Source organism: Bacillus sp. PS196, from assembly GCF_037963555.1.
Classification (GTDB): domain Bacteria; phylum Bacillota; class Bacilli; order Bacillales; family Bacillaceae; genus Bacillus; species Bacillus subtilis.
In genome coordinates, this window is the sequence record NZ_CP150159.1 from 3,572,859 (window position 1) to 3,585,491 (window position 12,633).

9 protein-coding genes are annotated in these 12,633 nt (G+C 40.0%); 2 read left to right on the forward strand and 7 right to left on the reverse strand.

Annotated elements, in window-relative coordinates; genetic code table 11:
* Positions 1-30: 30 nt before the first annotated feature.
* Positions 31-2,184: a SpoIID/LytB domain-containing protein gene (locus tag NST79_RS18555; RefSeq protein ID WP_212059526.1), complete on the reverse strand. Its 2,154-nt coding sequence runs from the start codon at positions 2,182-2,184 to the stop codon at positions 31-33.
* A 27-nt stretch (positions 2,185-2,211) separates the two neighbouring features.
* Positions 2,212-2,535: a hypothetical protein gene (locus NST79_RS18560; RefSeq protein WP_015384797.1), complete on the reverse strand. Its 324-nt coding sequence runs from the start codon at positions 2,533-2,535 to the stop codon at positions 2,212-2,214.
* 212 nt (positions 2,536-2,747) lie between these two features.
* Here NST79_RS18560 and lytR point away from each other — a divergent pair, with 212 nt between their 5' ends.
* Positions 2,748-3,668, forward strand: coding sequence for a LytR family transcriptional regulator (lytR, locus tag NST79_RS18565; protein WP_212059528.1), 921 nt, complete (start codon positions 2,748-2,750; stop codon positions 3,666-3,668).
* 40 nt (positions 3,669-3,708) lie between these two features.
* Here lytR and wecB read toward each other — a convergent pair whose 3' ends face one another.
* The 4 genes from wecB to NST79_RS18585 all read right to left on the reverse strand — a co-directional run bounded on the left by wecB (position 3,709) and on the right by NST79_RS18585 (position 9,782).
* A complete protein-coding gene (wecB, locus tag NST79_RS18570) occupies positions 3,709-4,851 on the reverse strand; it encodes a UDP-N-acetylglucosamine 2-epimerase (non-hydrolyzing) (protein WP_021480729.1) in 1,143 nt (380 codons plus the stop codon).
* A 22-nt stretch (positions 4,852-4,873) separates the two neighbouring features.
* On the reverse strand, positions 4,874-6,784 hold the full coding sequence (locus tag NST79_RS18575; RefSeq protein WP_015251102.1) for a glycosyltransferase: 1,911 nt from the start codon (positions 6,782-6,784) through the stop codon (positions 4,874-4,876).
* A gap of 75 nt (positions 6,785-6,859) precedes the next feature.
* Positions 6,860-8,380, reverse strand: a complete 1,521-nt coding sequence (locus NST79_RS18580; protein ID WP_029318774.1) for a glycosyltransferase — start codon at positions 8,378-8,380, stop codon at positions 6,860-6,862.
* A gap of 34 nt (positions 8,381-8,414) precedes the next feature.
* Positions 8,415-9,782: an alpha-glucosyltransferase N-terminal domain-containing protein gene (locus NST79_RS18585; RefSeq protein WP_212059530.1), complete on the reverse strand. Its 1,368-nt coding sequence runs from the start codon at positions 9,780-9,782 to the stop codon at positions 8,415-8,417.
* 340 nt (positions 9,783-10,122) lie between these two features.
* On the opposite strand from NST79_RS18585, the gene galU reads away from it, so the two are divergent.
* Positions 10,123-11,001 (forward strand): UTP--glucose-1-phosphate uridylyltransferase GalU, encoded by an 879-nt coding sequence (galU, locus tag NST79_RS18590; RefSeq protein ID WP_003227944.1) that lies wholly within the window; start codon positions 10,123-10,125, stop codon positions 10,999-11,001.
* Between the two features lie 38 nt (positions 11,002-11,039).
* On the opposite strand, the gene tagH is transcribed toward galU, so the two are convergent.
* Positions 11,040-12,623 carry a teichoic acids export ABC transporter ATP-binding subunit TagH gene (gene tagH, locus NST79_RS18595; RefSeq protein WP_212059534.1) on the reverse strand — a complete coding sequence of 528 codons (1,584 nt, stop codon included), beginning with the start codon at positions 12,621-12,623 and terminating at the stop codon, positions 11,040-11,042.
* Between the last annotated feature and the right edge of the window lie 10 nt (positions 12,624-12,633).

Below are 12,633 nucleotides of genomic sequence, written 5' to 3' on the forward strand. Positions count from 1 at the left end.
CATCTCGCCTCCTTTGACTCTAACAATCTTTTAATAGCTTGATAGAGTTGTTCCCGGATAGTAAAAACTTAAAATTGTTGTATAAGATTGTCCGGCAGCTGCTCTGGCATTGGCTCCGTACTGACTCATGCCTATGCCGTGTCCGTATCCTTTACCGCTAATGAGAAAGGCGTTTGTATTGCTTGAGACAGAAGCATATGTACTCTTCATATTGGAAGCGCCAAGCATCGTTCTCAGCTCTGTTGCAGGTACAGTAATTGTTGCTGTTTTTTCACTGAGGCTTCCATTTGACAGGATATAGCCATTTGATTTTTCTTTCACGAAATATGAGAATGTGACGCTTGCTGTTTCCGGCCGCTGACCGGCAGTTTTCTCCGTGCTGAATTTCACACTGGATATTTTCGTGATTTTGATAGACTCGGCATTGCTGTATTTATTTTTAATAAACCAGCTTTTCAAACCGCTCAAATATGATGAGTTTGTTTCATTTTTAGAGCTCCACCATGAACCCGGGCTTTTCAGATTCAGACTGCTCTTATCAAGCTGGGTTTTATTTAAAGACAGAGACCAGCTGATTTGCGGGTCGTACGTATCTTTTTTGGCGATTAAATAAGGAAGCTGGCTGCTCCACACCTCACCGCTCGCTTCTGTGTAGCCGCCGTTGCTTGAGGAATACGTAGCAGAAATCAAATTCCCATTGTATTTCAAAACTTTTCCTTTTGTAGCTTCGACCACTTCTGAAGTTTTTGAATTCCAGTCATATCCGCCATATACCTGAAAAGCGGTGGTGTCTTGTACTTCTTTTCCGGCCGAACTGATGGAATAAGTTCTCGCTGCGACAGCTTGGGCTTTAAGCGCTTCTTTCTGCCAGCTGGCCGGCATTTCATGAGGAACAACACCCTTTAAATAATCTTCAAAGGGGATATTCACATTGATTGGCCGAACATATTTGCCTGACTCTATTGTAAATTTCATGTTTCCGAGATATGGCGTTCCGTTCAGACTGATAGAATTTGTAGTTGCATATTTTTTAGGCTGTGCTGTAAAAGACGTTCCAAGCGTCTTGATTGCAGTACTGCTTTTATAAAGCACTAGGTTTCCGCCGGTTAACTTGACTGTATATCCAGTTCCTGCAAAAGTATCTGCCAGTTTGTTCTTTAGCGTATCACTGATGGAAATGCTTCCTCCAAGCAGCGCAAATGACTGAGTTCCTTTTGACGCTACTACATCAGCGACTGGTGACGGCAGGCTGCCTGATTCAACCAGCAGTAAAGGGCTTCCCTGCTTTGCTGCAAGCACAGATCCCGTTAATGCATCCGCGAATGTTTGGCCGTTTGACATAAATACCTTTGTTGCTTTCATATTTAATTCTTTAACGATATTGGCAGATACCTCATATCGTGAAACGCCGCCAATCCGTTTCACAGTTGCCTTCTTTTTTAATGCAGCTTCCACACCAGTGCTGACACTCAACGGACCGCCGACAATTGTAACCTTGCTTGGAATTTTGTAATCACTGCGGATGTTATTGTCTCCCGCAAGTAAAATCGGATAACCGTTCATTGCAGCATATGGCGCGATTGACAGGGCATCCGTAAAGACCATGCCTGTGGCCACTACTGCCTGGCTGTAATTCCCCATCCGATCGGCTATGTTTTTAGAAACCTCGTAACGGGTTGCTCCGCCAATCCGATCGATAGAACCATATTTTTTTAATGTATTTTCTACATTTTTAGAAACACTGATTGTCCCGCCAATGATGAGAATATTGTCAGGATTTAATTTTGCAATTTCGCTTTCTGTTTTTGGTGTTAGCGAATCTGCGTCTGTTAATAAAATCGGTGCATCGTACTTTTTGGCAAGCGGGGTTGCTGAGAGCGCATCGGCAAAAGCATCCCGATTCACAATGACCACAGTCGTTGGATTTGTCCATCCGGCAGAGGCGACATTATTGGCAACATCAAAACGGGTTGCTCCTCCATATCGCTCCGTATCCGCAATTCTTGAGCCGGGAATTTCATATCCGCCTGTGATATCGACATCCAAACTTGATTTGCTGCCTACATAATTACTCAGCTTAACCGAAATGGTTTTATCAGCGGCTTTCGCAGTCTGCATAAACGCCGGACATGCTACAGCCGCCGCAGTGACTGACGATAGAAGCAAGAGCTTCATTTTTTTCAAAACATGGAACCCCCTAAGAGTTTTTTATTACTTTGTCTCAAGATCCTTAAGCATTAAAGCGCCATTTGAATCTTTTGTATATTTGACAACAACTTTTTGCCCTTCTGAAATGCTGTTCATTTTGTCCTGAAGGTCTGAACCAACCTGAATCGACGTCTCTTTATCATCAATAGTGACTGCAATTGTATGGCTGTCTGCCAAACCGGCAAAAGTGCCTTCCTTCGTTACTGTCTCTTCTGCAGCTGCATCCTGGCTGTCTGAATTTGTTTCTGCTCCTGATGAGTTCTGAGCTGTGCCGCACGCAGACAAAAGAAGCAGCATTGAGAACATTAAAATAGCAATTTTTTTCATTCCTATATCACCTCTCCACTTTTTATCGACAATTTTAAGCTTATTTTAAGATTTCTTTCAAAACAACGAAAAATTTTTGCGGATTTTCTTAAAATACCGAAACATTTGTTACAAGGAGCCGTCTATTGTAAAGAATCAGACAAATTTTAGTTGTTTTCAAATATTAAGAAACTTATAATCGTACTAGATTACAAAAAAGCGAGGACTTTATTATGAGAGCTGAAAAAAGAAAGAAAAAAAGAAAGGCATTACTTGTCATTTTAGCCATTGTGGCCGTATTTGTACTCGGAACTGGCGGCTATGCATACTACTTATGGCATAAAGCAGCATCAACCGTGGCAAGTATTCATGAAAGCATTGATAAATCGAAAAAGAGGGATAAAGAGGTCAGTATCAATAAAAAAGATCCTTTTTCCGTCTTAATCATGGGTGTGGATGAACGCGACGGCGATAAGGGCCGTGCCGATACGCTCATTTATATGACCGTTAACCCAAAAACGAATACAACCGACATGGTCAGTATTCCGCGTGACACGTATACAAAAATTATCGGAAAAGGCACAATGGATAAAATCAACCATTCATACGCTTTCGGCGGCACGCAGATGACGGTAGACACTGTTGAGAACTTCCTTGATGTTCCGGTTGATTATTTTGTGAAAGTGAACATGGAAAGCTTTAGAGACGTTGTTGATACACTTGGCGGCATTACAGTTAACAGCACATTCGCGTTTAGTTATGACGGTTATTCGTTCGGCAAAGGAGAAATCACGCTGATCGGAAAAGAAGCGCTCGCTTATACCCGGATGAGAAAAGAAGATCCGAGAGGCGACTTCGGACGCCAGGACCGCCAGCGCCAAGTTATCCAAGGTATTATTAATAAAGGCGCTAATATTTCTTCCATCACGAAATTCGGAGATATGTTTAAAGTTGTTGAAGATAATGTGAAAACGAACTTGACCTTCGATAACATGTGGGATATCCAGTCCGATTACAAAGGTGCGCGGAAACATATTAAACAGCACGAACTAAAAGGTACAGGCACGAAAATCAATGGAATTTACTACTACCAAGCTGATGAAAGCGCCCTTTCCGATATTACAAAAGAGCTGAAGGAAAGCCTCGAAAAGTAAAACAAAAAAGAAGCTTCGCACAATGTGCAAAGCTTCTTTTTTATTTGCCTGTAAATGAATCCGGTTGTTCTTTCCGATACCCGTAATGAAACAGCAATTCTTCCACAATCCGGCGGGAAGCCTCTCCATCTCCATACGGATTAGAAGCCTGGGACATTTTCTTGTACTCATCATGATCAGTTAACAGCTGTTTTGCCAACTGATAAATGTTTTCCTCATCCGTACCTGCAAGTTTCAGCGTTCCCGCTTCCACTCCTTCAGGCCGTTCCGTCGTATCACGCAGAACAAGCACTGGTTTCCCGAGAGATGGGGCTTCCTCCTGCACGCCGCCCGAATCTGTCAATATAAAATGCGATTTCGCTGCAAAGTTATGGAAATCAATCACCTCTAAAGGTTCAATCAGATGCACTCTGTCAGAATCACCAAAATGCTTCTGAGCCGCTTCCCGGACAACTGGATTCAGGTGCACAGGGTAAACGACTTGTACATCTTCAAATTCCCCTACAATTCTGCGGATGGCCTTGAACATATTTTCCATTGGCTCGCCCAAATTCTCCCGGCGGTGAGCGGTCAAGAGAATCATTTTATCCTCACCCACCTGATCGAGAACAGGATGTGAGTAACCATCCCTAACCGTTGTGTTGAGTGCGTCAATCGCTGTATTGCCCGTTACAAAAATAGAGTCGGCCTTTTTGTTTTCTTTTAATAAATTGTCTTTCGCCTGGCCTGTCGGAGCAAAATGCAAATCAGCAATCGCCCCTGTCATCTGTCGATTGAGCTCTTCCGGAAACGGGGAATACTTATTCCCTGTACGGAGCCCCGCCTCCACATGACCGACAGCAATTTGATGGTAAAAAGCGGCTAGGCTTCCGGCAAACGTCGTCGTCGTATCACCATGGACAAGCACAATATCGGGTTTGATATCTTTAAACAACTCATCCAATTTTACAAGTGCGTTAGACGTAATCTCTGCCAGTGTCTGCCGCTCCTTCATAATGTTCAAATCGAAGTCAGGCTTGATGTGAAACGCATCTAACACCTGATCGAGCATCTGTCTGTGCTGTGCAGTTACCGTTACATAGGAATCTATTTCAGGATATTTTTTCAATTCAAGCACAAGCGGTGCCATCTTGATCGCTTCAGGCCTGGTCCCGAAAACGGTCATAACTTTTAGTTTTTTCATATTTGTCACCTGGTTTCTTTGTTTAACGGGCTGTTAGATAGAACTTCGATTGGTCCGATTGTATAAAAAGATCTACTTTCTTCTTTATTTTAAAACACCATAGCTTTTTTTCAATATTTTTACTGCAAAAGTACACACTGACATCCTTTTTCGGAACCAATGTGGTTTTATAAGAATTAATGGATAAAACAATATTGGTGTTTTGTAAATAAGCCGGAGCAAACTTTTGCTGAACGAGATTCCGATCAACCTGTATCACTGTCCCATCAGCTGAACTGATTTGATTTTTTATTGGTATTAAAAACTCTTGGTTATTGCATTCGAGCAATAATAAAGATTGCTTCGGAAAAAACAATTGGCTTCCAGGAAATACGAACGTTAAATGCTGGTCCGAATCATTATCTCTGAATTCGACTTTCAGAACTTCCTGCTTTCTGATATCCACCGACAAATTATCATAGGTTTTAGTAAAGTACGGCCGTGCGCTGAAAGCATATTCCCCGTTATTCCCAATATATTTAGCATGTTTTGAATAAGGATACGGTTCTCTGCTGCTGCCAATTCGGACGCGTTTTTTATAGCCGTCTATCCCCGATTCAATAAAGAAATCCCAAACACCAATATCTTCTTCATGAATAGCCAAATCAGTAAACTTCGTGAGAAATTCAAATTCTCCGTCCTTGGAATACACTGGAGAAATGATTTTTTCAGTTTTTCTATCACGGTGCACCCAAATGCCGTATAAAGTTTGCATAGCTTGATGCTCTGGTTGTAAAGCCGTGTGGGTAACCGACCCTCTTAATGTGAAAGTGTTGTCCTTCATTTGAAATTCGCTCACGTAATGACTGATTTTGTTTCTGTCATCAACAATCCGTTCATTCTCTGCCAAATGATATGAGATAAGGCTGGGATAGTTTGCTATGATATGACCATTTTTAACTGACGTATATTGGGCCATATTTTCTTTATCAGATTCAAACTGCTTTAAGCCCTTTAGGTCATTATGGCGTACAAAGTGTAATTTTAACCGCGTATGAGAATGAACAAGCTTATCAATTTCCCGTGGTATATTTTGTTCAACAAAATGATGCAGCTCTGTCATCCATGTTTGCTGCTCCCGTTCGTCCTCGATTGTTACGGTAAAGTCCGTTGTTCTGGAAAAATCAAAATGACGATTTAAAAACTTCGCCATAAACTTCATTTTGCGATTATGTGAAAGACGGCTATTACGAATCATATCTATGATTACCTTCATTGCGCCATAGTAGCTTTGAGGCGCAACGTATGCAAACGTCATATGCTCGCCATCATGCTGTACAGCATAGTAATAATCATAATCGGCCAAGACAGAAATTTTGTCCGCTTCTAAATAAGCCTGCATGACAAATACCTGATCCTCTGTAGCCTGTATATTAGAGGGGAAATATATGTCATGCATTCTAAGCAGTGAGACTTTAAAAAGTTTTGTCGGTCCTATTGAGTAAACAAGCGGAGATTTTACAAGATCCGCCTCAGGTTTCGTTTCCTTAAAAATAGCTTGCGGGACCGATCTGCCGTTTACACCGACCATTTTCCCAAGCACAATATCTGAATCATGCTGTTTTGCAAATTGATACATTCTCTCGAACGCTTCGATCCCTACATAATCATCGGAATCAATAAAAAAAATGTATTCACCGTTCGCAGCACGTATCGCTTGGTTTCGCGGCTCCCCCGGCCCTCCCGAATTTTTTTCTCGTTCTATAACCGTTATATTAGAATACTGTTCACTGTACTTTTTTAATATTGAAACCGTGCCATCCTGTGAACAATCATCTACACAAATAATTTCGTACTCATTATTCGGCATGGTTTGTTGAACCAGACTATCCAGGCAGCGGGAGATAAAATGTTCTGAGTTGTATGTGGGTACTGCTGCAGTGATTTTCACCATGACACCTCTATCCTTATCCGCTTCTATTTCATTCGCAAAAGCTCATATAATGAACAAAAATGGTGCAAAAACGTACTATTTCGTTATTTCAAATACTTCTTCCCATCTTTCAAATAATCGGGCTTCACTATATTCAGTATCCATTAAGTTCTTTGCGTTTTTTCCATATTGAATGGCTCTCTCAGGGTTGTCGTACAAATAAATGATACTTTCAGCAAGCATGTCAATATTATCAGGTTCTACAAGCATTCCCGTTTCGTGTTCTTTTATGAGCTCCCTCGGGCTGTATTTCACATCAAAACTGATAACAGGGGTTGCGCACGAAAACGATTCACAAATCGCGAGACTAAACCCCTCAAATTTTGATGTTAATAATGTGGCAAGCGCCTGCTGATAAAATGGAGCGGGATTTGCGACATATCCTTTTAAATGTACATTATCTAACTTAAGATCATCGATCAATTGCTGGTATTCCTCATGGCCGGGACCGCTGCCATATATATTCAGGACAATATCCGGCCGGGATTTTTTTACGATTCCCATTGCTTTTATGACCTTATCGATCCCTTTTTCCTCATGATATCTGGCCACCATGACAAATTCGTTTTTCTTCTTTTCATACGTTTGTAATTTTTCAAGCCTTCTTGGTGCATGAGGAATAACAAAAATATTATTGTTCGACTCAAAATCCTTCATGATATCTTCTTTTTGTTCATTCGTTAATACGATCAGCCCGTCATAATCCTTAATATGCTCCATCGCATATTGATGATTGGTTCGAACTTTGCTGCCTAACGTATAAGGATAATCTAAATGATTTGAGTGAACACAGTAAAATCGTTTTGCCAATCCTGCACGCATTTCATTTACTTTTGAAGCACTTCCGACTCCATCACAGATGATAATAGGGTCCTTTTCTTTCTCACATAACGTTTCAAGCCAATGTGTATGAAACTGGTGCTTGTTTTTGAAAAATACAGCTTCCTTTTCATCACGGCCAAACAGCATAACTCCTTGACTGGCTCCTGTTTTAAAATGGTACCATTCTGTTAAATAACAGAAACCGTCGGGTGCTGTGTAGTGAATTTGATTGATTTTTCCGCTTCTTGTATCGAATATCACAGTTTTATTTACATAACCGCCATGAAAGAATTCTCGCTTTGTCATTTGCATATTTTCATTGAAATGATCTACATATAAAAGATTATCCGACTCATCCCATTTTTTCTTTTTAATATATAAGCCATTCTTGAAGTATTCCGTTTCTAATTTTTCCTCATTATGATACGCAGCATATGGTTCTTCAAAGCGATTACGATTTTGATCATAGTAACTTTGTTGCACTTCCCCAATTTTTATATGCTTATGCTGATTTTTATAGTCATCATAAATATTGAGGATATTTACATCAGCATGCAGCCTTCCAGCGCTCTTCAGCACTTGCTCAATCTGATCATAATTGTCTTTATAATCAAGTGTAACCAAATCGATTTTATGGCCGCGCTCCGCAAATGTAAAAGATCTTGACATCATAGAGCTTGTAATGCCGCCTTTTTCAATGTCTATTTCATATATTAGTGAAAAGATCCTTCTCATCTTCAAGCTCCTTCTTCTGGTAAAACCTTGTCTGCTATTTTTTCACAAACAGCCGTTTCATTAATTTTCTCCGAAATCCCTCGGCAGTCTGAACACGCAAATAATTATTTTCTTTTTCTAAAGTAACTTGCCAGCCTGAAATACTTTGTTTTGATAATGGAATTTCCTTTGAATCGGTTATTCGCACACCTGATGCAAAGAAGCTATTATCCCACTCGGAACAGAGATACAATTCAATGGTGGACAACTGATCTAATACAGAGTGAACACGAAGTGTACCGCTTACGGTAAATATTAGTTCTTCCTCGCTGTTTACTTTTGCGTTAAACGTGCTTTCAGTGCCGCTCTTTTTATTTTTTAATTTCCAATACATTTTATGGCGGCCAACAGAATGGGGAGGAATGCAGCCTTTAAATTCAACCTTGGCTGACAGATATAAATCGGATTTTGATTGCCATTCTGCCATTAACAGCTCAACATTCATATCCTTCAATTGATTATTAAATGGCACCTGATCTATTAGTTTGTCCACAAAACGCTTGCGGGTAAACGGCTCTTCAGAAACGTAATAAATATTTGTGCGAGGCCCCGTATTTTTAATTATGTCATGATATCTCTTCAAGGAAGGAACCACAAAAGCATCAAGGTGGCCTATTTCCTTTTCAGGGTTTTCCAACATCTCATTCGTCTCTATAAAACCTAGATACATGGAAGAATATTCAACTGAAAGAGATTTTAATGTAGTATATAACTCAACTTCAGAAATCATAAATAAATAATCCGCTTCCTTTATCAAGCGGCTCAGAAAATAACGGGCAAGTTCATTTTCTGAATACAATACACTGACTATATTCTCTTTTTCGTCAAAAATGACAATTTTTTCAGTTGTTCCATCATTCTTATACCATTTTGTCATATAACAAGTGCCATCTGCCCTTAAATAAAGATGCTGCTTCGGTTTGTTAGTGTCCAGATCCATGTACATTAAGCTATGTACATATCCAGACAAATCATATTCTTCCCTTTTAAATCTTTGCCTGCTTTCATTAAAGTAATCAATAACAGCAAGTTCTCCTGATGCTGTAAACCTTTGATATTTGATATAACGTCCATTATTGTAATAACGATAAATTGGCTTATTTGGTTCTTGAATATATGTTAAACCTTCTTGTTCAATCGGATGCTTGATTTTATCTTTCTGAGGTTCAGAACCTTTAAAGTAGCTGTACATATTAATAACAGCAGTATCTTTAAAAGAAGAAGGCCCATTGGGCTCATGATGTAAAGTGACAATTTCCATTGGATAATTCCAATCGATCGTATTGATACTAAACTTTTTTGCAGCATTCAGCTCTTGACAAACAAATGCTAATTTTGGAGTAGAAACCTTAATCGTCATCATCTATTTATTACCTTTCGAATAAATTCGTACAGTCACATTTTCAGAACTACATTATATCACTTTTGCTGAGCAGGCTCTAGAGATGAAGAAGCTGTTATATTTCTTGAAATACCGGATCAGGTGAAACTGTTTTATCTATCAATTAATGATATTTTTTTGTATTTCTTCAACCCCAAAGTCACTGAATTGACTCTTGTTTAATATTGGTTTTTCTTATATGATTAAATGTGTTTAACAGAATGAAAATAGGGTATTGATGAGAAAAGAAACTCAAACATTTTAAATACTCTGCATTCAAAAGAGTGACCCTAAATCTGTTCTTAAGGAAGGTGCTTTGAAATTGAAAAAAGTACGTAAAGCCATAATCCCTGCCGCAGGTCTCGGAACGAGATTCTTGCCGGCTACGAAAGCAATGCCGAAAGAAATGCTTCCTATCGTTGATAAACCTACCATTCAATACATAATTGAAGAAGCTGTTGAAGCCGGTATTGAAGATATTATTATCGTAACAGGAAAAAGCAAGCGTGCGATTGAGGATCATTTTGATTACTCTCCTGAGCTTGAAAGAAACCTAGAAGAAAAAGGAAAAACTGAGCTGCTTGAAAAAGTGAAAAAGGCTTCTAACCTGGCTGACATTCACTATATCCGCCAAAAAGAACCTAAAGGTCTCGGACATGCTGTCTGGTGCGCGCGCAACTTTATCGGCGATGAGCCGTTTGCGGTACTGCTTGGAGACGATATTGTTCAGGCTGAAACACCAGGGTTGCGCCAATTAATGGATGAATATGAAAAAACACTTTCTTCTATTATCGGTGTTCAGCAGGTGCCTGAAGAAGAAACACACCGCTACGGCATTATTGACCCGCTGACAAGTGAAGGCCGCCGTTATCAGGTGAAAAACTTCGTTGAAAAACCGCCTAAAGGCACAGCACCTTCTAATCTTGCCATCTTAGGCCGTTACGTATTCACGCCTGAGATCTTCATGTATTTAGAAGAGCAGCAGGTTGGCGCCGGCGGAGAAATTCAGCTCACAGACGCCATTCAAAAACTGAATGAAATTCAAAGAGTGTTTGCTTACGACTTTGAAGGCAAGCGTTATGATGTTGGTGAAAAGCTCGGCTTTATCACAACAACTCTAGAATTTGCGATGCAGGATAAAGAGCTTCGCGATCAGCTCGTTCCATTTATGGAAGGTTTACTAAACAAAGAAGAAATCTAAACAAAAAGGCTATTGGACATTCATCCAATAGCCTTTTTTTATTTCAACATCAAAGTCAGTGTATGCTCTTCATTATCAACTGCAAAAACCTGATCATCTGTATTCACTAGAAAACGCTTCTTGCTGCTGTCATACAATACATCGCTATCACTTAAGGATAGTGACGCCGGGTTGATAGGAGAAATGTTATGAAAAATAAGCTCTGTTGCTTTATCATTCTCCAGCACATAGCTGATTTTTTCATAATCAAAATTCAGCGTTTTTCTGCCGTCAGCCGTATTTCCTTCAGTATAACCATTCAATTTCGATTGAATGCTGGTGCTGCTGTCTCCTAGGAATTTCAGAAAGTATTCATAGGAAGATGCTGCGTTTTGCGAGACATAAGACGTAAATGCAGCGGCATGCAATTCAGCGTGTTTCATGTTAGTTGCAACAGCGCTCTGTTTCACATAATAAGAGTGCTCGTCAAACTTTATTTTCGCTGCTTGTTTGCCTTTTGCAGCTACCGTTACTTTTGTACCGAATGGCAGTGTAACGTCAGCCTTCTGTTTCAAACCCTGATCCTTATAAGCAGCCGCTTTTTCATTTGCTATAAACCCTTGCTTATTGACTGCGGTTAAGCGTTCCTCTGACTTGCCCTTTGCATCGCCATGATGGTTCTTCACTTCATTTTGCGGAATAGCGCCAAACGAAGCAATTGTACGAAGCGGGGCATTAAAGAACATCGTTCCCGCCATGAAGACAGTCAGAATAGACAAAATAGCAATTTGAATGGCATTAGCCAGTGATTTCGGCTTTTTCTTCTTTTTGCGGAAACGGGCAAACGCTTCAGGATCTTCTTTCTTCCGCTCTTCCGTTTGCTCTTTTTTATATGTCTCTTTTTCTTTTTTCGACAGCTTATTAAACCAGTCAATAAACGCTTTATACTCTTTGACAACCGTTTTTGTTTCATCAAACATACGAAGCTCGCCATAGTGCATCCAAGCGACGCGGTCACACATCTTTTCAATCTGGCCGATTGAGTGGCTGACAAAGAAAATCGTTTTTCCTTGCTTTTTAAACTCATTTATTCTGTCTACACACTTCTGATAAAACGTTTGGTCCCCCACAGAAAGCGCTTCGTCAATAATTAAAATGTCAGGGTCAATATGCACGGAAATCGCAAAACCGAGACGCGATTTCATCCCGCTGGAATAGTTTTTAACCGGCTGATTAATAAAATCGCCAATCTCAGCAAATTCAACGATGCTGTCATACATATCATCAATTTCTTTATTGGTTAACCCCATCATCAAACACTTGAGCCGGACATTGTCCCGGCCCGTTAATTGGTTATTTAAACCGGCAGCAATCGCAATCAGCGACGGCTGGCCGTTCATTTCAATTTCACCGCTGGTCGGTGGAATAATTTTAGCCAGCAGGTTAGACATGGTTGATTTCCCTGATCCATTTATCCCTACAAAGCCGATTGTCTCTCCCTCATACACGTCAAAGGAGACATTCCGCACAGCAAAAAAACCATTATCCTTAGCCGGAAAAAACAATCCTTTTATCTTGTCCGATTGTTTTTTATACAAATGATATTGCTTTGAAACATTTCGAAACGAAACTTTTAGTTTCATCGTACAATCT

Coding starts and splice junctions, on each gene's coding strand:
- lytR (WP_212059528.1), top strand. CDS start 2,748: ATGAGAGCTGAAAAAAGAAAGAAAAAAAGAAAGGCATTACTTGTCATT.
- NST79_RS18575 (WP_015251102.1), bottom strand. CDS start 6,784: ATGGTGAAAATCACTGCAGCAGTACCCACATACAACTCAGAACATTTT.
- NST79_RS18580 (WP_029318774.1), bottom strand. CDS start 8,380: ATGAGAAGGATCTTTTCACTAATATATGAAATAGACATTGAAAAAGGC.
- NST79_RS18585 (WP_212059530.1), bottom strand. CDS start 9,782: ATGATGACGATTAAGGTTTCTACTCCAAAATTAGCATTTGTTTGTCAA.
- tagH (WP_212059534.1), bottom strand. CDS start 12,623: ATGAAACTAAAAGTTTCGTTTCGAAATGTTTCAAAGCAATATCATTTG.
- wecB (WP_021480729.1), bottom strand. CDS start 4,851: ATGAAAAAACTAAAAGTTATGACCGTTTTCGGGACCAGGCCTGAAGCG.
- NST79_RS18560 (WP_015384797.1), bottom strand. CDS start 2,535: ATGAAAAAAATTGCTATTTTAATGTTCTCAATGCTGCTTCTTTTGTCT.